21 protein-coding genes and 1 riboswitch are annotated in these 24,085 nt (G+C 49.2%); of the genes, 1 reads left to right on the top strand and 20 read right to left on the bottom strand.

Going from position 1 to position 24,085, the window contains the following annotated elements:
• Positions 1-11: 11 nt before the first annotated feature.
• The 15 genes from grdC to FYJ34_RS10945 form a co-directional block, all read right to left on the bottom strand.
• Positions 12-1,547, bottom strand: a complete 1,536-nt coding sequence (gene grdC / locus FYJ34_RS11015; RefSeq protein WP_154478602.1) for a glycine/sarcosine/betaine reductase complex component C subunit beta — start codon at positions 1,545-1,547, stop codon at positions 12-14.
• Between the two features lie 122 nt (positions 1,548-1,669).
• Positions 1,670-2,143 carry a glycine/sarcosine/betaine reductase complex selenoprotein A gene (gene grdA / locus FYJ34_RS11010; RefSeq protein WP_154478600.1) on the bottom strand — a complete coding sequence of 158 codons (474 nt, stop codon included), beginning with the start codon at positions 2,141-2,143 and terminating at the stop codon, positions 1,670-1,672.
• A gap of 66 nt (positions 2,144-2,209) precedes the next feature.
• Positions 2,210-2,527 (bottom strand): thioredoxin TrxA, encoded by a 318-nt coding sequence (gene trxA / locus FYJ34_RS11005; protein ID WP_154478598.1) that lies wholly within the window; start codon positions 2,525-2,527, stop codon positions 2,210-2,212.
• Between the two features lie 117 nt (positions 2,528-2,644).
• On the bottom strand, positions 2,645-3,589 hold the full coding sequence (gene trxB, locus FYJ34_RS11000) for a thioredoxin-disulfide reductase (protein WP_154478596.1): 945 nt from the start codon (positions 3,587-3,589) through the stop codon (positions 2,645-2,647).
• A 33-nt stretch (positions 3,590-3,622) separates the two neighbouring features.
• Complete coding sequence (gene grdB / locus FYJ34_RS10995) at positions 3,623-4,933, bottom strand: glycine reductase complex selenoprotein B (RefSeq protein ID WP_154478594.1); 1,311 nt, start codon at positions 4,931-4,933, stop codon at positions 3,623-3,625.
• Positions 4,934-4,946: 13 nt separating this feature from the next.
• Complete coding sequence (locus FYJ34_RS10990) at positions 4,947-6,227, bottom strand: glycine/sarcosine/betaine reductase component B subunit (protein ID WP_330582589.1); 1,281 nt, start codon at positions 6,225-6,227, stop codon at positions 4,947-4,949.
• Positions 6,228-6,295: 68 nt separating this feature from the next.
• Positions 6,296-6,682, bottom strand: coding sequence for a GrdX family protein (locus tag FYJ34_RS10985; RefSeq protein WP_154478592.1), 387 nt, complete (start codon positions 6,680-6,682; stop codon positions 6,296-6,298).
• A gap of 248 nt (positions 6,683-6,930) precedes the next feature.
• A riboswitch (glycine riboswitch) is annotated at positions 6,931-7,035 on the bottom strand.
• 180 nt (positions 7,036-7,215) lie between these two features.
• Positions 7,216-8,649 carry an adenylosuccinate lyase gene (gene purB / locus FYJ34_RS10980; RefSeq protein ID WP_154478590.1) on the bottom strand — a complete coding sequence of 478 codons (1,434 nt, stop codon included), beginning with the start codon at positions 8,647-8,649 and terminating at the stop codon, positions 7,216-7,218.
• Positions 8,650-8,660: 11 nt separating this feature from the next.
• On the bottom strand, positions 8,661-9,368 hold the full coding sequence (purC, locus tag FYJ34_RS10975) for a phosphoribosylaminoimidazolesuccinocarboxamide synthase (RefSeq protein WP_154478588.1): 708 nt from the start codon (positions 9,366-9,368) through the stop codon (positions 8,661-8,663).
• A gap of 249 nt (positions 9,369-9,617) precedes the next feature.
• The gene (locus FYJ34_RS10970; RefSeq protein ID WP_154478586.1) at positions 9,618-10,307 is read right to left on the bottom strand and encodes an amino acid ABC transporter ATP-binding protein; all 690 of its coding nucleotides are present in this window, start codon (positions 10,305-10,307) and stop codon (positions 9,618-9,620) included.
• 11 nt (positions 10,308-10,318) lie between these two features.
• Complete coding sequence (locus tag FYJ34_RS10965; protein ID WP_154478584.1) at positions 10,319-10,969, bottom strand: amino acid ABC transporter permease; 651 nt, start codon at positions 10,967-10,969, stop codon at positions 10,319-10,321.
• A 72-nt stretch (positions 10,970-11,041) separates the two neighbouring features.
• Positions 11,042-11,863, bottom strand: a complete 822-nt coding sequence (locus FYJ34_RS10960) for an amino acid ABC transporter substrate-binding protein (RefSeq protein ID WP_154478582.1) — start codon at positions 11,861-11,863, stop codon at positions 11,042-11,044.
• A gap of 101 nt (positions 11,864-11,964) precedes the next feature.
• Complete coding sequence (locus tag FYJ34_RS10955; protein ID WP_154478580.1) at positions 11,965-12,747, bottom strand: hypothetical protein; 783 nt, start codon at positions 12,745-12,747, stop codon at positions 11,965-11,967.
• On the bottom strand, positions 12,722-14,005 hold the full coding sequence (locus tag FYJ34_RS10950) for a DUF5716 family protein (protein WP_330582588.1): 1,284 nt from the start codon (positions 14,003-14,005) through the stop codon (positions 12,722-12,724). Before FYJ34_RS10950 ends, FYJ34_RS10955 begins: the two co-directional genes overlap by 26 nt.
• A gap of 15 nt (positions 14,006-14,020) precedes the next feature.
• Positions 14,021-17,311, bottom strand: a complete 3,291-nt coding sequence (locus FYJ34_RS10945) for a DUF5717 family protein (RefSeq protein WP_154478578.1) — start codon at positions 17,309-17,311, stop codon at positions 14,021-14,023.
• 129 nt (positions 17,312-17,440) lie between these two features.
• Here FYJ34_RS10945 and FYJ34_RS10940 point away from each other — a divergent pair, with 129 nt between their 5' ends.
• Positions 17,441-18,538: a pyridoxal phosphate-dependent aminotransferase gene (locus FYJ34_RS10940; protein WP_154478576.1), complete on the top strand. Its 1,098-nt coding sequence runs from the start codon at positions 17,441-17,443 to the stop codon at positions 18,536-18,538.
• A gap of 220 nt (positions 18,539-18,758) precedes the next feature.
• Here FYJ34_RS10940 and FYJ34_RS10935 read toward each other — a convergent pair whose 3' ends face one another.
• The 5 genes from FYJ34_RS10935 to FYJ34_RS10915 all read right to left on the bottom strand — a co-directional run bounded on the left by FYJ34_RS10935 (position 18,759) and on the right by FYJ34_RS10915 (position 23,983).
• On the bottom strand, positions 18,759-19,103 hold the full coding sequence (locus tag FYJ34_RS10935) for a cupin domain-containing protein (RefSeq protein WP_154478574.1): 345 nt from the start codon (positions 19,101-19,103) through the stop codon (positions 18,759-18,761).
• 11 nt (positions 19,104-19,114) lie between these two features.
• Complete coding sequence (locus tag FYJ34_RS10930) at positions 19,115-20,506, bottom strand: aminopeptidase (RefSeq protein ID WP_154478572.1); 1,392 nt, start codon at positions 20,504-20,506, stop codon at positions 19,115-19,117.
• A 238-nt stretch (positions 20,507-20,744) separates the two neighbouring features.
• Positions 20,745-21,548: a TPM domain-containing protein gene (locus tag FYJ34_RS10925; RefSeq protein WP_154478570.1), complete on the bottom strand. Its 804-nt coding sequence runs from the start codon at positions 21,546-21,548 to the stop codon at positions 20,745-20,747.
• A 12-nt stretch (positions 21,549-21,560) separates the two neighbouring features.
• The gene (locus FYJ34_RS10920) at positions 21,561-22,715 is read right to left on the bottom strand and encodes a TFIIB-type zinc ribbon-containing protein (protein ID WP_154478568.1); all 1,155 of its coding nucleotides are present in this window, start codon (positions 22,713-22,715) and stop codon (positions 21,561-21,563) included.
• Positions 22,716-22,717: 2 nt separating this feature from the next.
• The gene (locus FYJ34_RS10915) at positions 22,718-23,983 is read right to left on the bottom strand and encodes an SPFH domain-containing protein (RefSeq protein ID WP_154478566.1); all 1,266 of its coding nucleotides are present in this window, start codon (positions 23,981-23,983) and stop codon (positions 22,718-22,720) included.
• Between the last annotated feature and the right edge of the window lie 102 nt (positions 23,984-24,085).

Raw genomic sequence — 24,085 nt, 5'->3', positions numbered from 1 at the left:
GTCACCACCCCTTACTCTGCCATAAGAGTAGCAGCAAACTCTTTCATTGCCTTTGCGATCAGTCCTTTTACCTCTTCTTCGGAAACCCCTGCCGTCTCTTCCGTTGCTCCCTCATTTTTCTGGATCACGAAGGATACTCCGTCAAACAGGTTGGTCATACGTCCCAGGAACAGACTTCCTTTTCCGATGATCATGGCGTTTTTGATCTTATCTGCCAGAATATCATCACATGCAAACCCGATGTAAGGCACACCGGAAGGAATATGTCCCTGCGTAGGCGCCCATCCGGTCAGACCATGCTTTTCCGTAAAGGATGCCAGCTCTTTTCTGTCGATGTCGCCGCGTTTTACCGCCAGGGCTGCGATCATCTTGTAATTTGCCATCGGAACGTCCCCTGCTCCTGCCGGTTTTGTGATATCCGGGTTCTGCATCTCCGGCGAATATTTATCGATGTCCGTGATCTTCATTCCTACCCGCTCCAGTGGCTCAGAAACCAGACTTCCGATTACCGCCTGCGGTGCGCTTCCTGTTCCTACGCAGTGACGTCCCAGAATATTCAGATTGATCTCCGGGCTCACTCCATCGTTTTCTGTAATGACTACGGCAAATCCTCCCAGACAATCCTCCAGAATAGGAAGCCCCTTCTTCAGATGATCTTTTCCATTCATGCCAAGTTTCGCCGTGCATCCTCCGGATGTTACTACAACCGTCTTGTATGCTCCGGATTTTACCAAAGCCGCCGCTTCGATCACCGCATGGGTCGGCGCTGCACAGAATCCTCTTGCATCGGAACCGGTAGCGTTTACCAGCCCTGCGATCTCGGCTGCCGCTTTTGCAAAGTTGCCGCCGCCTCTCTGGTTCATATCTCCGCAGGCTTCCTCTGCACAGTCCACCACGTAGTCTACATCCTCTTTGCTGATCCCTGCATTTTTCACTGCGTGAAGCAGAGCCAGTACGCTGGAAGCCTTGCTCATCAGATTCTCGTGCATAACGTGGGAGGAAAGGTTTACGTCGATATCGTGCGCTCTTTTTACGCATCCTACCAGCTTTCCGTCATGGTACAGACCTTCCGCATGTTCTTCCGTTACAAACTTTTCGATTTCAGAAAGCTCTGCGCCCTCGTGGATCTTTTCCACAATATCCTGGGAAATCACAGGATTGGCAGCAAAAGCCTCCTTGTGTTCTGCTACAAATTCTTTATCCAGTCTTACGACTTCAAACATGTCACAAGCCTGCACCAGCAGTAAAAATTCCTCTTGTGGCATGATCTCTCCATATTTACCATAGCGTTTTGCATCTTCTTTTTTCTTGTCAAACCACGGAAACTCTACCGCAGCAAGCTCTTCCGGATGAGCGTTCCCAATATAGGTCTGATTCGGCCAGTAAGTAAGCGCCTCCTCGTAGGTACGAAGATGGTTGGGTACTTCTTTTAAATAGTCGGACTCCGGATTTACGATCTTTTCCGTCGTCTGTGTCGTTCCATTATATAACACCATATCCGGTGTATGCACTAAAACATAACTTGCTCCCTTAATTACGCTATTCATTCTTGGTTTTCCACCTTTCTTATTTTCTCTTATTAGAAAAGAAAGAGCCTGCCGGTCAGACCCTTATGATGATATCGGCGGAGCGGTCCGACCTGCCTCCGCCGAAAGTGTAACCTTTCACTTTATAAAAACTTACAGAATTCATCTCTGATGGCTGTCATCTCGCTGACAATGTCATCAATGTCAAGTACCATCTCCATCATACTGATCTGTTCATCATAAACAGCCTCATCAAACTCTTCTTTCATCTCCGGTTCACATACATGATATACTAAAAGTCCAAGCTGGACTCCCGTCAATGGACCTGCGAACGTCGGGTCACCTGCTGTTACAGTTTCAGCAGCAAGTCCTGCTGCTTCACCTTCTGCTGCACCAAGAACTACGATCAAGTTCTCTGCACCATACTCGTCAGCAAATTCTTTTACCCTTTTCTGGTTCTCTAAATCCATTGCACCTGCGCTCGTTCAAACGAAGCACTCCGTTGAGGAAAACACAATCTCGGCTCCGGCCGTCTGCACACATTCTGCGATCGCCGGTCCCGGAATTCCGTCACGGTCTCCGATAATTATTGCTTTTTTTCCTTCTAAAATAGCCATAATTATGCTTTCTCCTTTCTGAAAATACCTACTTCAAGTTGCTTTATGATCAAGAAATACCCCCGATTAAATGTATTTCTGAATCATTGCTTCAATGCTTTCCGGTGTCGCGTCGTCCTTTACGACTTCATCGATCTTTTCTCCGCCTTTGTAGATCGCCATAACCGGAAGTCCCAGGATCTTCTGGGAAATTGCAAGACGGCGTGCCTTTGTAGTGTTCAAAGACGTAAACTTCATCTTGTCTCCATAAGTTTCTGCAAACTCATGCACCTTCGGCATCAGTGCCTGACAGGGAACACATCCGTCTCCGTAAAAGTCTACAAATACGTATCCATCTGCCTTCAATACTTCTTCTTCAAAATTTGTCTTATCCAGATCTAACATCTTGCTACCTCCATTTTTCATCGTTCTCTGATTGATTCTGACAGCTTCGGCTGTCTGCTTTCTTTCGGAAGGCAACCGGAGGAATCCTCTCCTCCTTCGGCTGCCTCCCCTCATTTTTTAGAAATAGTTGGACAGGCTTCTTTCCACCTGGGTTGCTGCGATCGCTCCGTCAGCCGCCGCCGTTACTACCTGGCGAAGGCTCTTGATACGAACGTCTCCTGCCACATATACACCGGGAACATTGGTGTGCATATCCTCATCTCCCTTGATGTATCCTCTTTCATCCATATCGATGATCCCCTCAAACAATTTGGAATTGGGGATGGTTCCGATGAACCCAAACAAGCCGAACATTCCGTCTTCCGGATCTGCTTCTACCTTTCTGGTTTCTCCGGTCTTTACATTTTTTACGATCATTCCCTGCAGGATATCTTCGCCGTAGATCTCCTCTACTACGGAATCCCAGAAGAATTCGATCTTTGGATTGGCAAATGCTTTTTCCTGGATGGATTTTGCCGCACGAAGTTCATCACGTCTGTGGATAATGGTCACTTTCCTTGCAAACTTGGACAGATACATCGCCTCTTCTACGGCTGAATCTCCGCCGCCTACCACATACACTTCAAAATCTTCAAAGAAGTTGGCGTCACAGGTGGCACAGTAGGATACGCCTTTTCCGATGAAATCAGCCTCTCCCTTGCATCCGATGGGGCGTGCATACGCTCCGGTAGCGATGATCACATTTTTTCCCTGATACTCTCCTTTTTCGCTTTTCAGGACTTTTACGTCTCCTTCCAGCTGTACTTCCTTGATGGTATCAGATACTCTCTCCACACCAAATCTTTCTGCCTGCTTGGTCATCCTTGCGATCAGGGAAGGTCCTGACTCTCCCTCCACGATCTGCCCCGGATAATTTTCGATCTCGTCCGTGATGGCGATCTGTCCGCCGTCCTGTCCCTTCTCAATGATGAGGGTAGACAAACGGCTTCTGCCTGCATACAGTCCGGCTGCCAGACCGGCAGGTCCTGCTCCCAGGATTACCACATCATACACTTTGCTCATCTGTTTTCTGCCTCCTTCTTTCCTCTCTTGGAATTAATCAAAAATAGTCTGTCCGTCTACTTCTGTCGTCAAAGCCTCTAATGCTTTTTCTACAATATGACGACGAAGCACTTTTTCTTCCGCCTTATCCAGTGCCGGATTTCCCAGCGGGTGAGGAATCGCGATAGCCGGAACGATCCTGTTTGCTCCAACTGTCATGGAAATCGGTGTAACGGTACAGATGTGTACCACCGGGATTCCTGCTCTCTCCACTTCTTTCACCATCGTTGCACCGCAACGAGTACAGGTTCCTCATGTAGAAGTGAGAATCACAGCGTCTACTCCGTCTGCTTTCAGTTTCTGGGAAAATTCTGCTGCAAACGCTTTGGAAGATGCAACAGCCGTTCCGTTTCCTGTCGTGGTATAGAACAGGTGATGCAGCTCTCCGATCACGCCTTCTCTTTCCATATCTCGAAGCACGTCCACCGGGATAACACGGTCTGAATCCTCATTTGCATAAATCGGATCATATCCGCCGTGAGCCGTCTCATAGGTTTCCTCTGTCAGATCATTTACTCCGGTAATATCATACTCGCCGTAGCGGGAAGCACTGGAGCTTTCAATGTGATCCGGATTTCCTTTTGGAACGATACCTCCGGAAGTCACGATAGCGATCTTAGCGTGTGCCAGATCCTTCACGGCCGGATTGGGCTCTACCCTGTCAAAGTCAGGCATGGGGAATTCTGTTACAAACGGTTTGTCAGCCAGCTTGTTCAGCAGCATTTTTACCGCTCTCTTAGATCCTCTTTCTTTCTCAAAGAAGTTGACACGCACGCCGTTTGGCATGTATCCTTCCTCTGCCGAAGCTCCGATCTGCTCTTTTTTCGCCAGCTTCAGAGCCAACGGCGCCATCTTCTTCACCGCGTCTCTCATACCTGCCGCATTGTTCTTGGTTGAAACCATATATACCTGGTTCTTGAACATGTCCGCACCCGGATTTTCCACATACATACCTGTCAGGGACGGGATACCCAGTTCTTCCTGAACAGCCGCTGCGATAGTTCCGCATGCAACACCGTAACGTCCTGCGTTAAATGCCGGTCCTGCGATAAATACATCCGGAGCCTGCTCTTTTACCATCGCCAGGATGTCTGCCTTTGCTTTTTCCAGATTTTCATTGAAGTAAGAGTCTCCACAGATGATGGTCGCAACGATCTCTGCCTCTTCTCCAAAGGATGCCGCAAATGCCACACCCGGTCCTACTACTTCTCCCACACGAATCTCTGCAGGATAATCCGCTTTTTCTTCTCCACCAATCTGAGCAAAGAACTGATTGATGTAATGAACCACTCTTAATTTTGCCATCGTACTGTCCTCCTTATCTTGCACTCAGCTTGTTGAATCCGGTTTCGTTCGTAGCACCAGTCAACACCTGAAGCTCTACCTCTAAAGATCCATCTTCACGAAGTGTTTCATCGCTGGCTCCTGCGATCTTCGTTACATACTCCATCGTTCCGATCACCTTGTCCAGCTTCGGCAGGATGATCACCTGATTTGCATTACCGCCTGTTACCACTGCGTCTGCCGCTGCATCTGCATCTGCCAGAGACTGGGATTTTCCGTCGCGTCCTGCGTATTCATCTGTGATGATGACTGTCTTAACCCCTTCTGCCTCGATCTTCTTGCAGTTCATGATCAGGTCGGTATCCGGATTTCCAAATCCTTCCTGTGATACGATCACTCCGTCCAGATCCAGCATCTTGCAAAGCTTTGCCGTCCAGTCGGAAGAGCGCTGCTTGTCTGCCAGATACACATTTTCATTGGTGATGATCTGACACACAAAATTGATGGTCTTTCCGTGCTGTTCAAACAGGTCGTGTACTACCGGGTTGTTCAGGTGTACATAGGTAGGATTTTTGTCGCATGCAGAAACACAGTTTCCTGATACGATGGCTCCGTCCATGATCTCTGTCGGGCTCATGATGGTCGGCACGATCTTCTTTGCGTCCACTCCGTATACATAGGTGTCGTGAAGCAGTCCCTGGCTCTGAAGCATCTGCACATAAGCCACTCTGGGAAGCTCCGGATACTGGGTCATTCCTTCCTTGATGGTGCATGTCTCATATACCTTTGTCTCATCCGGAGTCAGGTTTCTTGCCAGCTCTCCCAGATAAACAGCTACACGGAACCCTGCAAATCTTACTGCCTTTTCATAATCATGAGGCTTAATGTCGTCCACCGGCTCACATACCATTACCAGGTTCAATGTCTGGGAGAACGGAGTATAGTCGGCGCCCGGTCCCGTCATATCAATGATCCCTTCCTGAAATCCTACAATGGGGCCTGCTGTCACTACAGCCATTCCTTTTAGTGCATAGGTTTTTCCCTCTCCTACCGTGTCCACTTTTGCGATCACGCCCGGGAAGATCCCTCCGCGTCCTTCCACTTTTACACGCGGCTCGATTACGTCCTTTACCGGTGTGATTCTTACAGACTCTCCCGGTTTTGCAATGTCAAAGGATACTTTTTTGATCTTGTCATCCTCCATTGCCACTTTGCGCACTTCCTCTTCGGATACATAAAGGATTCCGTCTTCAATCTTGGATTCTGAAGCGAATTGAACATCCTTGATGTAAATGTGTCCCATTTCTAATCTCACTGTAAATTCCTCCTTCATATGAAATGTGTATTGTCATAGCGAAACGCTCTGCAACCGATTGGTTCCTGTTACATAAGATCGGCGGATTCCATCCCGCTTTCGATCAGGTTAAGGTCTACCCACTGAAAATCTCTGTGGACTGCTTCATCATAAGTCTCCGTCCGAAATGCGAACTTCTTACAGGCCTCTATCGCCGACTCGATCATCCGCAGGGATTCCTGCGAAAGACTACCCGGCCTTGCTGAGATCATCACAGACTTATAGGGCGTCTCATTGGGCTTGACGCTTCCGGAAAGGGGGTGGGACAGCAAATGATGTCCCTCGTGTACTTTATCCCGGACCTGCTGCAAAAGTCCTTCATAGGAAGTTTCTGCATAGATCATCTTCCTCTGTCCGTCGTACTTCTGATACACCATAGGATTGTTGGTAACTATGATATAATCTTCTTTTGCCATTTTTTCGTTTCCTTATTGAAATTTTCTATAAATCAAACTTCTTCTCCCGGGGATCCACTGTCGGAAGCCTCTCTGTCATAAGGCGCTTCTCCCGCGGTGCCCTCCTGTCAGGGAATTTTGATTGCACAGGAGACAATGTTCCCACAGAATAAGAAAAAGGACGAACATACACCTTGTGTATCTCGCCCTTCCTGTCTTTTGTCCTGCCTTCACTATCTTCAGTCGCACAGTACAATATCCAGAATGCAGTCCATTTCTCTGTCCTTTTGCCTGAAAGTTTCACTTTGTAAATACGATCCGTTTACAAGCTTGCCTCTTCGGCGACTTTAAAAGTTCTCTCCAGAAAAATCTCAACCCGCTCCATTTTTATATGTATTATAGGTTTTATTTATAAATAACTATTGCATACGTCAATAATAATCCATTGTTATTTATTTTTCAAGCCCCAAAAACCAATCGCTTTAATTTGTCTTTTTTGCACAGTTTCCTGTCAGTTTTTTTGTGAAACTTTCTGGATTGACTTCATTTTTCAGCTATACCGTTATGTCAGACATCATGCCCAGTTCTCCCTGGTTTGCAGCCAGTACCGGCCTTACATGATCCGCCAGATATGCTTCTACCTGGCGGCCGGAGCGCCCTACATATCTGGAGGGATCCATCACCCTCTCCAGGTCTGCTTCTGACAGATCAAAGGAAGAATCCTTTGCGATCAGCTCCAGCAGATTGTTCTCCTGCCCGTTTTCCTTTACGTTACGGCCTGCCTCCATGGACATTTCCCGGATCTTCTCATGAAGCTCCTGTCTGTCTCCTCCTGCCTTCACTGCGTCCATCAGGATGTTTTCTGTAGCCATGAAAGGCAGCTCCGAGCGGAGACGTTTCTCTATCACCTTGGGATAGACCACCAGTCCGTCCGCTACGTTCATGCACAGATCCAAAATCCCGTCTGTGGCAAGAAAGCCTTCCGCCACGCTCAACCGCTTGTTGGCAGAATCATCCAGCGTCCGCTCAAACCACTGTGTAGCGGAGGTAATAGCCGGATTCAGTGCATCCACCATCACATACCGGGAGAGAGACGCAATCCGCTCGCTCCGCATGGGATTTCTCTTGTAAGCCATGGCGGATGAACCGATCTGATTTTTTTCAAAAGGCTCCTCCACCTCTTTCAGATGCTGCAGCAGACGGATATCATTGGACATCTTGGTGGCGCTGGCAGCAATCCCCGCCAGGATATTCAGCACCCTGGTATCGACCTTTCTGGAATAGGTCTGTCCGGAAACCGGATAACAGTCCGGCATTCCCATTTTTTCCGCGATTTTTTTGTCTATCTGGGAGATTTTTTCCTCCTCGCCCTCAAACAATTCCTGGAAGCTTGCCTGTGTTCCCGTTGTTCCCTTGGATCCCAAAAGCTTCAGGCTGCCGCGCACATAGTCCAGATCCTCCAGATCCATCATAAATTCCTGGATCCACAGTGCAGCTCTTTTTCCCACGGTGGTAGGCTGTGCCGGCTGAAAGTGGGTAAATGCCAGGGTAGGAAGATCCTTGTACCGGTCCGCAAATCCTGCCAGCCTGTCGATCACATTCAGAAGCTTTTTTCGGATCAGTTCCAATGCTTCTGCCATGATCAGGATATCCGTATTGTCTCCCACATAGCAGGAGGTGGCTCCCAGATGGATGATCCCTCTGGCTTTCGGGCACTGTTCCCCGTAGGCATATACGTGGGACATCACATCGTGGCGCACCAGCTTTTCTCTTTCCCGGGCCACGTCATAGTTGATGTTTTCTACATTTGCCTTCAGTTCGTCGATCTGCTCTTGTGTAATGGGAAGTCCCAGTTCCATTTCTGTCTCCGCCAGGGCCACCCATAATTTTCTCCAGGTGGTAAATTTCTTATGAGGCGAAAATATATATTGCATCTCCTTGCTGGAGTACCTCTCGGAAAGAGGGCTTTTGTATCTGTCCTGACTCATTCTTCTGCTCCTTACTGAATTCCGATCCTTCTGAATACTTCCTGATAAGCGTCCTCCACATTTCCCATATCCCTGCGGAATCTGTCTTTATCCAGCTTTTCTCTGGTCTTGCTGTCCCACAGGCGGCAGGTATCCGGAGAGATCTCATCTGCCAGGATCACTTCTCCGTGGTAGCGCCCAAACTCAATCTTAAAGTCAATCAGTTCGATCCCTGCTTCTTTGAAAAACGCTTTCAGGACATCGTTGACCTTAAAGGTATATTCTGTGATCTTTTCAATTTCTTCCCTGGTGGAAGCTCCGATGGCGATCGCCATATAATCGTTGATCAGAGGATCGCCCAGATCGTCGTCCTTGTAGCTGAACTCCAGCGTCGGGGCAAGAAGGGCCGTTCCCTCTTCGATCCCGAGCCTTTTGGAAAAGCTTCCTGCCGCCACATTACGCACGATCACCTCCAGAGGTACGATCTCCACTTTCTTTACTGCCGTCTCCCGGTCGCTCAGCTCCTGCACATAGTGTGTCGGCACGCCCTCTTCCTCTAATTTCTGAAAAATATAATTGGTCATACGGTTGTTGATTACACCCTTCCCCACAATTGTTCCTTTTTTCTCTCCGTTAAAAGCAGTAGCGTCATCCTTATAGTCTACGATCACCACATCCGGATCGTCCGTCCGAAACACTTTCTTTGCTTTTCCCTCGTACAATTGCTCTAATTTTTGCATAATAACACCCATCCTTTTCTGAATTCATTGCCCTTTGTGTGCCTTCTCAGTATAATACAAGGCAGGGGGAAAAGCAATATTTCCCCCTGCCTGTGTCTTGTATTTGATTATTATTTCTATTGTGATTATTTATTAGTATACCTAATTTATTTTCATCACTTATTAGTTTTGTCCCATGTATTTGAATCGGCAGCCGCTTTTGCGACACGCCTTTCTGATCCTGCTTCTCCGAGAAAAATTTCCTGTCCTCTACCGGTTCTTGGAAAACCTCCCTAAAAACTCCTGAATCCTGGCATTAGAAGACTCAAAAACCTCCTCCGGGCTTCCTTCCAGGGCAATATATCCTTCTTCCATGAAAATAATGTGATCCGAAACATGTTTTGCAAAATCCATCTCATGCGTCACGATCACCATGGTCATCTTCTCCTGCGCCAGCTGCCGGATCACCTTCAGGATCTCGCCTGTCAGCTCCGGATCCAAAGCAGAAGTCGGCTCGTCAAAAAACAGGATGTCCGGCTTCATAGCCAAAGCCCGCGCGATAGATACCCTCTGCTGCTGTCCGCCTGACAGCTGGCAAGGATAGGCGTTCGCCTTGTCTTTCAGACCCATTTTTTCCAGAAGCTCCTCCGCCTCCTGTTTTACCTCCGCCCGGTTCCTCTTCTGTACCCGTATAGGTGCATCCATGATATTCTTCAGCACTGAAAAATGTGGAAAAAGATTAAAATTCTGGAAGACCAGGCCCACGCTTCCTCCGTATGTCACTTCTCCGGCGTCGTAAGTCTCCAGCTTTGTCGCGCAGCGAAGCAGCGTGGATTTCCCGGAGCCGGAGGGTCCGATGATCCCCAATACCTCTCCCTCCTTCACCGTCAGGGAGATATCTTTCAACACTTCCACACCGTCAAAGCTTTTTCTGATATGACGCATTTCCAATAAGTTCATCTGATTCCCCCCTAACTGTAATAGTTCATTTTCTTTTCGATGGTTTCCATCAGGAATGCTACTACAAAATTAAACACATAATAGAAGATCCCTGCAAACAGATACGGAAGCATGGTGGTCTGGGACGCTGCCAGTGCCTTGGCAATGGTGAACATCTCCATGATGCCGATGGTAAAGGCCAAAGAGGTGTCCTTGACCAGCGTGATCGTTTCGTTTGTGATGGAAGGAAGGATCCTTTTCATTACCTGGGGAAGAATGATCCGAAGAAATGTCTGGCTGCTGTTATAGCCCAGGATCTTTGCCGCCTCATACTGTCCCTTTGGCATCGATTCGATCCCGCCCCGGTAGATCTCCGCAAAATATGCTGCATAGTTCAGCACAAAGCCCACTGCCACCGCCATGTTTTTCCAGGTGTAGCTGTTTTGGATCCCCAGCAGATAGTAGGGTCCAAAATAAATGACCATCAGCTGGAGCATCAGAGGCGTTCCCCGCATAATGGAAATATAAATTTTAAATACACCCCGGACCACCGGATTTCTGGACATCCTTCCAAAGGACACCAAAAGTCCCAGCGGCAAAGAAAACACCAGTGTAACGGCAAAGATTGCCAGCGACACCAGCATGCCCTCCATCAATTTATGAATCATGACTGAAACGGACATAACTTACTCCTTCCTACGAAACGAAAGGCGAGCCATCTTTCGGACAGCTCACCTGTTTCGCTTCCCCTAAGCTTATTGATTGATCGTTGTAATATCTTTCTGGAACCACTTTTCGGAGATCTGTGCCAGTGTCCCTTCATCTGCCAGCTCTTCCAGCGCCTTCTGGATCTGGTCACGCAGGGCTTCATTTCCTTTTGCAAATCCCACTCCGTACTCCTCGGAAGCGATCTCGTAATCCAGAATTTCAAACTCTGCTTCTCTTTTTTCAATCTGGTAAGCCGCCACCACAATATCCATGGCAACCGCATCCACTGCGCCGGATTCCAGATCCATAAAGCCGGTATTATAATCCGCAACCACCTGCAGATTTCCAAAGGTGTCTGTCAGTTCTTTGTTGTCTTCCAGCGCTACCTGGGCAGAAGAGTCCGTCTGTACGTCTACCACCTTCCCTGCCAGATCCTTCTCCGTCTTGATCCCGGAGTCCTTCCTGACCACAAACACCTGCTTGTTATTCAGATACGGCTTGCTCCAGGTATAATCGTCTTCTCTTCCATTGATGGTAAATCCGTTCCATACACAGTCGATCCCGCCGGATTTCAGCTCTGCATCCTTTGCATCCCAGGCAATAGGCTTGGGTACAAATTTCAGGCCCAGTTTTTCACACACAGCCTTTGCCACCTCCAGGTCAAATCCTGTATATTCCCCATCATCCCCCACAAAGCCCATAGGCGGGAAATCCTGATCGAACCCTACTGTAAAGGTATCCCCTTTTTCCTTGGCTGCAAATTCTGCCTTGCTTTCCTTCTTTGTTTCTTTCTTATTGCTGCCGCAGCCTGCCAATACCACTGCTGCCGCCATCGTCAGTGCCAATACAACTGCCAGTTTCCTCTTCATAACCATTCCTCCAAATCTGTTCCGTCGGTATGCTTTCGTTTCGTCATTATGCTACCTTGCTAATAATTGACTACTTTACCTTGCTAAATTACTTTGTCATACTAACACGCTTCGGAATGATTGTCAACCTTTTTGTAGTCTTTTTTCCAGAGTGTCAACTGCTCCTGTGTGCAGACCGGTTCACTTTCCACCGAAATCTGCTTTAATTCCTCTTTCAGGACAGAGTCCAGGCTTAAAAATGCCGGATTGCCCGAAAGCATCTTGACATACTCCGCCTCGGACCGCCCTCTTTTACAGCAATACAGGTATGCTTTTAAAAATTCCGGTTCTTCACACAGCCTGCAGGCCTCTTCATACATACGGATTGCTTCTTTGTACAAAAACAGCCTGCCGTAAGCCGCCCCCAGGCAGGCGTACACTTTTCCGTAAAAGCTCTTATCCAGAGAATCATCCCATTCGCCATCCACAATGGTCTGATACACCAGGATCGAAGCCTCGTATTCTCCGCCTTCCCAAAGGCTGTCCGCCTTGTGCTTGGCCCTTTCCACTTCCTTCTGGGACTGCAGATGCTCCAGGATCCCCTGGATCCGGTTCAGATCAGCCGGAAGATAAATGCAGGATTCTTTCAGGATCATCATCACAAACTGTTCCAGCGAACAGTTTTCATCCAGCGCTTCCCGCAGCTTTTTTGCCAGCTCCAAAAGTCCCAGTTCTGTTTCAAACCATCTGCAAAGCCTTCGATTCATCAGGGTATAATCAATGAGATACAGGTTGTTGCAGATGTAATAGCAAAGTTCCTCTATGGTATAGACCCGTACATGGACCCTGGCGATCTCATATGGTTGCTTTGCTTTTTGCCTATGACATAGAATTAAACTGCCCATTGATCCCTCCTAAATTCAACAGCTTCTCTGCATAAAAATCCGTGGCGGGGAAGAATTCTCCAAACCCCGCATCCCGGAAGATGATCTTGCAGGTCCTCTCATCCAAAAACATCACTTCGATCCGAAGCCTCAAAGAGTAGTCCCTTCTGGAAGGCAGTCCCGACAGGGATACCCGCTCCATCTGCACCTCGCTGCCTGCCAGCGTCTCCACACGGATCTCAATGTCCGAAGCATCCTCCAAAAGAACTTCCCATTCGCCGTCCGCTTCGTACCAGTGGGTTCCCCATGCTACGATGGGATACCATCTTTCCTGTCCTCTCACCCGCATCCGGAGACAGATCTGCTCCGCCATCTTGGATTCATCCAGATAGATCGGCCCCTCCTCATATCCTCTCAGTTTCTTCATGGAGTGATAGCAGGCGCCCTTGCTGTACAGGTTATTCCCGATAAATGCCCGCCTTCCGTTGCAAAGAATCTTCAAAGAATTGGGATACCAGCTGTTTTCAAATCCTTCCCCCGTAAGATACACGGAAGAAACCACCTTTTTCTCAAAAATATTTTCGATAAACCCCTTAAACTTTTCGTCTGCATCCTTTGCCCGGTCCACATTTAAAACCGGGTAGATAGCCGACAACTCCTGGATCCTGGCATTTGCCACCTCATCCACCGTCACGAATCTGTCGTTTCCTCTTCCGCTGATGGCGTTCAGCTTTCTCAGCATGTAGGCGCGGATCTCTCTTGCATCGCAGTAAAACAGAGCCGATTCGTACTGCCACAGCTCCTTTGGCTGATAAAACATATAGTTGCAATAGCTTTCCTTATAGTCTTCTATAAAGATCCTATCCTTCTCCACGCCAATATGCTGTCCGATGCCTTTTAGCATTTTGGACATGTCGATATCCGTATAGGGAACGGAAAATGTGATGAAATCGATGGAGTCAAATTCCTGCAGGCTCAGTCGGATGAATCTGGCCAACAGCCACACTCCGTCAAAGCTCTTTCCGCCGATCATAACCTTTTCCCGCTTGACCGCCTTCTCAAAAATTCCCGATACGATATGACCTTCATTGATAACGCTGTACTTTTTCGCTTCCCTGCCATAGACCCAGTGCTCCCGCACATATCCGATCATCATGGGGATCTGGTAGTTTTCTCCGGAGGATTCCAGTGTCTGTGGTTCTTCCTTTGATTCGTCATAATAGCTGATCTGGCAATACTTATCGTTTAAGTCATAGCCAAGAATACCGCCCTTTCTCACCGCACATCCTCCTTTTTAGTATTTATGGAACAGCTTCTTTGCCATCTCTTCCTCTTCCGCATACGCCTGCATGGCTCTCAGCAGATTTCCGCCTTCCATTTCTGTCATCTGGTTCAGTCTTCCGTATTTTCCGGAAACGGTACGGTTGGCCTCTCCCGTCAAAACATGCTTATCCGTGGTGAGGATCTGATCTCCGTCCGTTTCCTGTATGTAGTAATGCACCGCCTCGTCCTGGAACAATACAAACCGTTTTACATAGATGTTTTCGTAGGCAGAGATCATGGCTTCTGACCGATAGCCCAGCTCTTCCTTCCCGGCCTCCTTGCTCTTGTGATACAGCACCACGCTGCTGCCCGGTCTGCCCCGGTAGGACAGCAGCACCTTATCGTACAACAGCACCTCCCGCAGCCACTCTTCCCGGTACTGAAAGTAAAAGGGGAATACGATCTGCTTTTCACACATCTCCCGCAGCGCCTGGTGCAGCACCGCCTCCATGTCGGAGGAACAGCTTTTTCCGGCGTAGAACTTCAGAAGGGCAATTTTGCATACATCCGGCAGATCTTCCTTTTTCTCGCACTCGTTCCCAATGATCTGGAACACGCTTTCTTCCAGTTCTCTCTCGTACAAAATGTATTCTCTAGCAACATAGGCCAGGTACGCCTGCTTTAATCGGAAATATACCATATCCGTCAGATAATAATCCTCAAAGATCTTTTCTTCCCCGAACAGGTTTTCCGAAAAGACCATCTGGGTAATGATCCGTTCTCCCACCTTATGGGCAGGCACTTCATACTCCTTCAGAGCCTTCCACAGACGCTTCATGTCCGAAGTTGCTCCGCAGTAGTAACTTGCCAGGTAGGTGAGGGTGACTTTATCGTACTGTCCCCGCTTAAACAGTTCAAAACAAAGATGGCTCAGGAAGTCATCTTCTTCGTAGTTGTCTTCCCGGATCCGTTTGCTGCAGAGGATAAATACATCCTTTTCATCGAAGGCATCCAGTCCTTTCTGATGAATGTTCTCAAACGTAGGCTCTTCTTTTTTCTGCTCCTGTTTCCACGCCCCTGTGCCGCCCTCATAGTTGCGGCACATTTCCAGAAACCTCGGTTCATAAAAGAGGCGTTTCGTCTCATAAGCCACCGAGTCTGTGTAATAGCGGCCTTCCACCGACTCCCACACCACTCTGGACTCCTTGTCGTACAAGCGGACGATGGTTCCCTCTTCCGTATAGGGGATCCGCTGTCGGATGCTTCCGTCCTTTTCGATCACCAGCACGCACTTCATATTGGGCACCCTGGTAGTGATCTCGTAGGAATAGCAGATATCCCGCATCGCCTCCATCCTCTCCGGCGTCATCTCTTCCTCCCGGCAAAAGCGCTTATACAAAACCCGAAGGGATTCTGTGATATGACGCTTCTCCAACTGCTCCCAGGTAAAAGCCACCATCTGCTCCCGGTAAGCCAGGTACAAATCTCCCGCCTGTTCCTCGTAGGTCACCAGGTTGGTATATAAAAGAGCCGCCTTTCTGTAGTCCAGGGAATTCCCGTGCATAAAGTAAAGGAGGATCTCCTTGGGAAGAGGCCCTCTTACCACATCTTCCCGGATCGTCATCATGTAATATTCATACAGCCTTGCGATCTTCAGCTTCGCCTCCACCGCTTTCTGATACCAGCCAAAATACCTCTGCTCTTTTTTATCTCCCTTCATCAGGAAGGTGCTGATGGTGTTTAAGATCATCGGCTCACTGTACATTTTGTAGATACGCTCCAGGATCCGGAACATCTCGTCACTGTACTGCTTCTGCTGGCTGGCAAAATTGGCCACATACAGCGCCAGTTCCCTGGTCATCAGCCGGTATTTGGACGCAAAATTCAGTACCTGGATCTCAAACCGTCCCAGTTTTTTCAGCAGGATCGGCTTCTCCTGGTAGCACAGGTAGGATTCCAGCAGAAACAACGCTTCGTTGATTCCATACTGAAACTGCTGTTCCAGCACTTCGATCCGTTTGTACGGGTTTTTGTAGCGGGGATCCAGCTTCATGATCATAAACAGCAAAAACCAGGAATCCTGATGCTTCATGTAGGTCTTCCCGATCTCGTCCAGCACCCGCTCCACATGATTGCCCTTTCCCCTGACCATCGCCGTCAAAAACAGATAGTAGCAATTGGTGACCGGATCCTTTCCGATGGCAAAACGGTTGTAGTTATAATTCTCAAGGATCCACTTTGCTTCCTCCACCTTGTTGCCGAACAGGTACACATGCGCCTGCATCAGCTGGTACATTTCATTCAGAGGGTCTATCTTTCGCAGCGCCGTCATCTTTTCCGTGGCGCTGTCCACCCATCGTCCCAGTTCATTTCTGCCTGCAACATATCCGATATATTCTTTCAGGATCTGCGCCTTCAAAAGCTCCGCGATCCCATGATCGTCATGATATTCCTGATTCTGAAGCACTTCCACCTGGTAGGTCAGCTCCTCGTAGGGCGTGACAAACTTCAGCATGCCAAAGTTCCGGCCTCCGTGCAGCTTTTCCGGACGCACCACATATTCTACCTCGTACACATTTCCTACAAAATCATCGGTACTTAACTGCGTGCGGGAAACCCGTAGAAACTCCCCTTCCGTCTCGATCCTGACCGGCATGAATCCCCAGGTATTCTTCATCAGAGTCAGTGTCCCCTTGGTAGGCTCCTGGATGTCTTCAAACAGCATCCCGTCTCCCTGCATGGTCAGGAAGATACACTCCTTCTGCTTGATCCCCACCAGAAACTCCTCCATCGCCTGTTCTCCCAGGGACCATTTTCTCATATTGTCATACAGGTGAAAAATCCGTTCGTTTTCGTATTTTAAGATCTCATAAAATTCTCTGGAGCGGAAAAGCCGCACCGCTTCCGAAAAATCCTTAATGGCAAGTTTCCGAAAATCATCCGTACTCTGGACTTTGCCGTAGGAGGTCATCACATAAGGCTTTTCGATGATCGCCGTAAAGGCCAGATCCAGCTCTCCTCCATTGCAGACCACCGTAAACTTTCCTTCCTCCACATGTCCGGGGCGCAGTCCTCTTCCGTCGTAGGTAAACTCGACCCTGGCCGGATTGCCTTCAAATCCCTGGTCCTTGAAACTGACGCGAAAAGAAGAGGGATAGACCAGCCCTCTTACCGTTCCCTTTCCATTGGTCCGGATTGTAAAACTCCCCCGATAGACTTCTCCCTCTCCGATGATCAAAACCAGATTGGTCTCATCCAGCACCACCTGTGTCCTGGATTCCTGAAAATCCCCTTTTGAAAATTTTTGAATCTTATTCTTCAACTTTCACACCTGCTTCTTCCATTGCTTTTTTCTACACGCATAATTATAATAAATTATATCATCACTCTAAGGAAAATAGCAATGGAATAGACACAAAATCTTGAACACAATGACAGGAGGACCCTATATATGACAAAAACAACCACCTTTCACGGAAGTGATCTGGAAGAAATATCCGCTTTTTACCGGATCCCTCCCGAGTCCATCCTTCCCTTTGCCGACAACGTAAATCCTCTGGGATTTTCCCCTGCCGTCCGTCAGGAGCTGGCAGCTCATCTGGATGTTGTCACCAGATACCCGGACCGGAATTATACGGCTCTGAAAGAGGCCATCGGGCAGTATCTGGATGTTTCCCCCTCTTCCGTCGCCATCGGCAACGGATCTACAGAGCTGATCTCTTTGTTTATCCGACTGTACGCCCGGAAAAGGGCATTGCTCCTTTCTCCGTCCTATTCGGAATACGAACGGGAGCTTTCCCTGAACGGCTGCGGCAAGGTTTCTTATTTCCTTCGCAGAGAGGATGATTTTCGCCTGAATCTTCCTCATTTTCTTCAGGCGCTGGATGAAACCATCTCCCTTCTGATCCTTTGTAACCCCAACAATCCCACCTCCTCCGCCATCTGCCTGGACGAGATGGAAGAGATCATACGCTTCTGCAAAGCCAGAAACATCTATGTGATGATCGATGAAACCTATGTGGAGTTCGCCCCTGCGGACAACATTTCCTCTGTTTCTCTGACAACGCGCTATGACAACCTGATGGTCATCCGGGGTGTTTCCAAGTTTTTCGCCGCACCCGGCCTGCGTCTGGGCTACGGCGTCACCGGCAGTCGGCACTTCCTGGCCCATCTGCAGAAGCTTCAGAATCCCTGGAGCCTAAACAGCATCGCAGCCTTTGCCGGAGAACGGCTGTTTCAGGATACCGACTACATCCAACAGACGAAGGAACTGATCCGGCAGGAACGCCTGCGCTGCCAGAAAGCGCTGTCTACCATTCCCGCTCTGAAACTATATCCTTCCTTTGCCAACTTCCAGCTGGTGCAGATCCTGCGCGGCCCGACTTCCCCGCAGGTCTTTGAGGCCGCCATCCGGGAAGGATTTCTGATCCGGGACTGCTCTTCTTTTGCAGGGCTAAAGGGAGAATATGTCCGCTTCTGCTACCGCCTGCCACAGGAAGATCAGCGGCTGCTGGAATTTTTTCAAAGACTGTTTGCCCAATATGCCTGATCACCGAACTGCACAGGCATTCCGGTCCCCCTGCAGTCGCCGGGGTCTTGGGCAAGCCTGCGCTCTGGCTCGTTTCTGTCGAAATCAGGGGCACCGACTAGGCAGGTGGTTTCTTTTTGTCTGTGACACCAAAAGAGGATCCCGTCAGCTGTCTCTCTGGCTGTTTGTGGATCCTCTTTGTATCTGTATCCTGTCTTTGTATTCTGTCTTTGCTTCTACGCTACTTTTTCAGGATCACTGCCACAAAGGCAATGTCCTCTGTTCCCGTATTTCTCAGACCGTGGCTGTCTCCATCCTTACAGAAGAAAACATCTCCCGCTTCTGCCGTCAGCTCCGTTCCGTTGTCGGTGTAAACGCCCTGTCCGGACAAAATATAGTAGGTTTCCGTCTCTCCCACATGCTCATGACATCCAAGCTCGCCTCCCGGCGGGATAACAACCTTGCTGAACATCCGGCAGTGCGCTCCCATCTCCTCCTGATTCAGGAGAGCTTCCTTTAGGATGTATCCGGCTCCTCCGTTGACATGCTCTGCCCGCACTACTTCTCTTTCTCCTGCTTTCGTCATCACGCTTCCCCCTATTCCATCTCTTCCAAAAAGGCCTTATATCCCCGACAGGTCTCGTAAATATCTGCCTTGCTGCTGATCTCATAGGGTGCATGCATGGCCAGAACAGCCACTCCGCTGTCGATTACGTTCATTCCGTAATTCGCCATGATATAGGCAATGGTACCGCCGCCGCCCAGATCGACTCTTCCCAGCTCTGCCGTCTGGAAAGCGATCTGCCTGTCCGCAAACACTTTGCGGATCTTTGCAATGTATTCTGCATTGGCATCACTGCTTCCTGCCTTGCCTCGAACACCTGTGTATTTGTTCAGCACCATTCCTTTCCCAAAGAACGCCGTATTCTTCTTTTCAAAAGCACTGGCATACAAAGGATCAAAGGCGGCGCTTACATCCGAAGACAGCATGAAAGAATTCCGCAGAGTTCTTCTCGCCGCAACCGTATTGCCGTTTCCTGTCAACAGAGCCACTTCCTCCACCATATCCTCGAAAAATCTGGACTGCATCCCGCTTGCTCCCATACTTCCGATTTCTTCCTTGTCTACCAGAAGGCAGCAGCCCGTCCGCTTCAGAGCGTCTGCTTCCAGCATGGCAAACAGGGAGGTGAAGGCACATACCCTGTCATCCTGCCCATATCCCATGACCATGCTCCGATCCAGTCCGCAGTCTCTTGCCTTTCCTGCCGGAACCAGTTCCAGCTCTGCAGACAGAAAGTCCTCTTCTTCTATGTCATAGGTGTCCTTCAGGAATTTGAGGATCGCTTCTTTTACCTCTTCTCCTTCTTTCTTTTCCTCTCCCGTCAAAGGTCTGCTTCCTACCAGCACATCCAGGTTTTCTCCCTCGATCACGACACTTGCCTTCTTCTCCATCTGCTCCTGTGACAGATGGATCAGCAGGTCTGTAATGACCAGAACCGGATCTTCCTCCCTTTCTCCGATCACCACTTCCTGAACCGTCCCGTCCTTCTTTGCCACTACTCCGTGAAGTGCCAGCGGCATGGCTACCCAGTGGTATTTTTTGATACCGCCATAATAGTGTGTGTCCAGAAAAGCCAGCTCCGAATCTTCGTACAGCGGATTCTGCTTCAGGTCGATCCTGGGAGAATCAATGTGGGCTCCCAGGATGTTCATCCCCTCTTCCAACGGTCTTTCTCCGATATGGAAGAAGGCTACCGCCTTACCCATCCAGGATGCATACACCTTATCTCCGGCTTTCAGAGTCTTTCCCTGCGCAATACATTCGTTCAGGTCTACATATCCTCTCTCTTTCGCCATGTCTATGGAGATTTTTACACATTCCCTTTCTGTCTTCCCCAGATCCAGACAGGTCTTGTAGCGCACTGCCATAGCTTCCACTTGGTCCAGCTGCTCTTTGGTATACTCTTTCCAGACATTTTTACGTTCCATTTTGTTGTCCTCCGTCAAATTGATATAGTTTTGCTGTCTCCAATATAGCACAATTTTTTTCCCGGTTCAATATGAGTCAGCTCCCGGTTTCCCTCTGTTTCCTTCTTTTTCTACAGGCTTTTGCCCTTCTTTCGGCAACGGATCCTTTCGGATTTTTCAGGGAAATTCCCCATGGATTCTTATACAAAAAGAAGGACGCCTGATGCCTCCTTCTTTTTGTATGCGTACAGCTTTCCTCCTAAAATTTTCCGCTGGAACCGCCATGGGTTCTGCCGGAAGAGCTTGTGTGCGCTCCGCTTCCCGACCCGCTTTTTTCTATTCTTCTGGTGGTAACAAATTTTCGGATCAGCTGATCCTGTCTGACCGTCAGATGGAAGCTCTTTGGAACGATGTACCTGGCTGCCAGCTTCTCTCCTGTGACAGATTTTAATGCAGAGGCTCTGATTCTTCCAAATACCCATGCCAGTCCCATTCCCAGGATTATACTCACCGGGATCCAGTAGAGAGGAACCGGCTTTCCGGAGCTCTTTCCCTCTCCGTAAGGATTCCCTTCCCTTGCCTGTTCCACAAGCTCCGCAGACAGGTTTGCATATGTCTGAAATGCCTGGAAATACTCTTCTTCCCCAAGAAGAGGCTTTACCTGATCCATGATATACGTCTGCCCGTCCAAGGAGAACGCCTGCATGGCAAATCCGGAGGTGCTGATGGCCCAGTCCCGGCGCTCCATGCTGACCAGTAAGAGAATCCCGTCTCTTTCCGTTCCTGTGCCATATCCCTTTTCATCAAACAGATCGTCCGCCGCCTCCTGCGCCGTCTTGTTTCCCAGGGAATCCACCGTAGCCGCCACAATATCACATTGATTCTCTTGACTGTACCTGTCCAGAAGCTGTGACAGCCTGCTCTCCTCCCGGTCCGTCAAAAGGTCTGCCTGATCCAGGATTCTTTCTGACGGATGTCCCGACGCTTCCCCGCCGGTCGCCCATCCGGCCAGCACTGCCAGAAACAAAATCCCCACCGCAAGAAGTCTTCTTCTTTTTTTCATGCGTTTTCCCTCCTACAACATGGACAACAGCCATACGATGGCATAGATCACCACGCTCAGTATCAGTCCACAGGGAAGGACAAACATCCAAAATGCCTTCTTATCCATGGGAAGATCTCCTACAAACTTCCCGGTCTGCCCATTCATGGCAAAGGTATATTGTTTGCCCTTCCAGGTGGTATTCAGCATCCAGACCGGATACAGGGTGTACCAGTATCTTCCCTTGGAGACATCCAGCCTGCTGTCGGTACAGCTGACCGCCAGATACCCTTCCACCGTAGCCGCAAATTCTCTTTCTACGCTGGCTTTTACCCTTTCCTTCGCCCGCTTTTCACACTCTTTTCTTTCCACGTCGTAACGGTCTGCCACGTAGCCTGCCAGGTACGCCAGTTCAAACGGCACCGCCTCGGAAAACTCGTAAGGCTCAATGGATTCCATCAGGGTGTCTTCCATTTTTCTGGAAGCATCTGCTGGAATGTGCCTGAATTCTATTCTTCCGCTTCTTTGTATCTGGTACAGCTCATGTTCCGTATACTCGATATCTCCGATCCTCCACTTCCGGATCTTCTCTCCTTCGTAGGAAATATCGCCCTCCGCCTGTGTATCAAAAATCCAAAAGGGCACATAAAGCCCTCTGATCTCATCTATGTGATTTTCTTTGGAAAACACCTTGGGCAAAAAAGGCTTTCTTTCCAAATGCTTCCGGTAAGCCGCTTTTGCCTCCTGTTTGTTTTTCTTGAAGGGAATGACGTAATCCGGTTTTGCATCCTGTTCAAATTTCCCGCGAACGGTCACATGGTTGCCGCAAAACGGACAGGACATGGCGCCTGTGGTCGCTTCTGCCACGATCTCTCCTCCGCAGGACTGACAGATATAAACGCAGATCTGTTCCGCTTCTTCCGGGGACCATCCCTCTTTTTCGGATTCCCAGGATTTCTGCTCCTCCGGCTTTTGGGCGCTTTCCCCCGCTTTCACCTCCGCAGGCTCAGACAGTTCTGATACCCCTGACGTTTCTGCGCGCTTCGCCTCCTCCTGCTCCTGCAGTCTGAGAAATTCCTCTACTTCCAGTTCCGTCCCACAAAAGGGGCATTTCATCTTCTGGGTAGCGCTGTCAAACTCCATGGCGCCCCCGCACGCGGGACATTTATATTCCACTGTACCTGTCATGTTCAGATCTTATCCTCCTCGCGAAACGGATCTCCACATTCCGGACAAAATTTCGGCGGATTCTGTCCTGCCTGTGGCTGCCATCCACACTTATCACATCGGTAGCCTGCGCTTCCTTCCGGCTTTTTTGTGCCACAATTACAGCAAAACTTTCCTTCGTTGGCCGTTTTGCAGGATGGGCAGAACCACTGCTGCACCTGTCCTGTCTGCATCTGCTGTCCCGAAGCAAAAGTTCCTGCCCCCATCTGCTGTGCCTGCCTTTGTTCCCCCATTTCAAAGAGATTCTGCACATTGGTCCCTGTGGCATTTCCCGCCATGTTCATTCCCATAAATCCCATCATGGCTCCGTTGGGATTGGCTGCCGCCGCTTTCATTGCCTCTGCCTGCGCTCCGCCCAGCGTTGCTGCCAGCATGGTGGGATCCCTCAGGATCGCACTGTCCTGTGCCTGCTGGATCTTCTGAAGGTCTTCCTCTTTCAGTGTGATGGGATTCATGGCTACCGACACTACCGTAATCCCTCTTTGCTCCGACCATTTTTTCGTCAGCACTTCATTCATAGCCTGTTCCAGTTCCGCAGAATGTGCCGGAATCTGGCTGGGCCGCAGTTCTAACAGAGACAGCTTGGCAAAAGCCGGCTGCAGTGCGCTGACAAACTCCGTCTTTAACTGCCCGTCTATCTCTTCTCTTTCATATATATTTTCTACATTTCCGCACACATTGGTATAAAACAGCAGCGGATTGGTGATCCGGTAGGAATAGATCCCATTGCAGCGCACCGATACATCCCGGTCCAGCCCTACATTTTTATCCACCACCCGGAACAAAAAGGGATTGGCTGTCCCAAATTTATTGTCCATAATCTCCTTGGTATTAAAATAGTAAACTCTCTGATCCTTTCCCGTATCTCCCCCAAAGGTAAACCGTTTTCCTATCGTCCGGAAAACCTCCTTGATGCTTTCTCCCAGACTTCCCGTAAAAATGCTGGGTTCTGTGGAAGTGTCGTAGGTGTATTCTCCCGGCTCTGCACAGACCTCCACCACTTTTCCCTGCTCCACGATCATCATGCACTGGCCGTCTGCCACTGCGATCCCTGAACCATTAGAGATCACGTTGTCGTTCCCTTTTTTGTTGGAGGAACGGCCTCCGACTCTTTTTTCTCCTCGTACCGCCAGCACGTCCCCCTCCAGAGCGTCACAATAGAAAAACTCCTTCCACTGATCTGCCAAGGTTCCTCCTGCCGCACCGAATCCTGCTTTGATCAATCCCATATCCTATCTCCTTTCCTGCTTTTTGCAAGCGTTATCTCCTGCGGCTTGCGCCGCCATCTTCTCCGTAAAATCTGATTTCTTCCCTGTGTTTTCTGTACTGTT

Origin of the sequence: Suipraeoptans intestinalis, from assembly GCF_009696485.1 — a bacterium.
GTDB lineage: Bacteria > Bacillota > Clostridia > Lachnospirales > Lachnospiraceae > Suipraeoptans > Suipraeoptans intestinalis.
Note: the sequence above shows the minus strand (reverse complement) of the source record. Positions and strands in the feature narration are given on the sequence as shown.

Bases quoted from the DNA above. Each gene is read 5' to 3' on its own strand.
- trxB (WP_154478596.1), bottom strand. From the start codon at position 3,589: ATGAGCAAAGTGTATGATGTGGTAATCCTGGGAGCAGGACCTGCCGGT.
- FYJ34_RS10920 (WP_154478568.1), bottom strand. From the start codon at position 22,715: ATGACAGGTACAGTGGAATATAAATGTCCCGCGTGCGGGGGCGCCATG.
- purB (WP_154478590.1), bottom strand. From the start codon at position 8,649: ATGAGTCAGGACAGATACAAAAGCCCTCTTTCCGAGAGGTACTCCAGC.
- FYJ34_RS10925 (WP_154478570.1), bottom strand. From the start codon at position 21,548: ATGAAAAAAAGAAGAAGACTTCTTGCGGTGGGGATTTTGTTTCTGGCA.
- trxA (WP_154478598.1), bottom strand. From the start codon at position 2,527: ATGTTAGATCTGGATAAGACAAATTTTGAAGAAGAAGTATTGAAGGCA.
- FYJ34_RS10955 (WP_154478580.1), bottom strand. From the start codon at position 12,747: ATGGGCAGTTTAATTCTATGTCATAGGCAAAAAGCAAAGCAACCATAT.
- FYJ34_RS10935 (WP_154478574.1), bottom strand. From the start codon at position 19,103: ATGACGAAAGCAGGAGAAAGAGAAGTAGTGCGGGCAGAGCATGTCAAC.
- grdC (WP_154478602.1), bottom strand. From the start codon at position 1,547: ATGAATAGCGTAATTAAGGGAGCAAGTTATGTTTTAGTGCATACACCG.
- FYJ34_RS10930 (WP_154478572.1), bottom strand. From the start codon at position 20,506: ATGGAACGTAAAAATGTCTGGAAAGAGTATACCAAAGAGCAGCTGGAC.
- purC (WP_154478588.1), bottom strand. From the start codon at position 9,368: ATGCAAAAATTAGAGCAATTGTACGAGGGAAAAGCAAAGAAAGTGTTT.
- FYJ34_RS10940 (WP_154478576.1), top strand. From the start codon at position 17,441: ATGACAAAAACAACCACCTTTCACGGAAGTGATCTGGAAGAAATATCC.
- FYJ34_RS10915 (WP_154478566.1), bottom strand. From the start codon at position 23,983: ATGGGATTGATCAAAGCAGGATTCGGTGCGGCAGGAGGAACCTTGGCA.
- FYJ34_RS10970 (WP_154478586.1), bottom strand. From the start codon at position 10,307: ATGAACTTATTGGAAATGCGTCATATCAGAAAAAGCTTTGACGGTGTG.
- FYJ34_RS10985 (WP_154478592.1), bottom strand. From the start codon at position 6,682: ATGGCAAAAGAAGATTATATCATAGTTACCAACAATCCTATGGTGTAT.
- FYJ34_RS10965 (WP_154478584.1), bottom strand. From the start codon at position 10,969: ATGTCCGTTTCAGTCATGATTCATAAATTGATGGAGGGCATGCTGGTG.
- FYJ34_RS10960 (WP_154478582.1), bottom strand. From the start codon at position 11,863: ATGAAGAGGAAACTGGCAGTTGTATTGGCACTGACGATGGCGGCAGCA.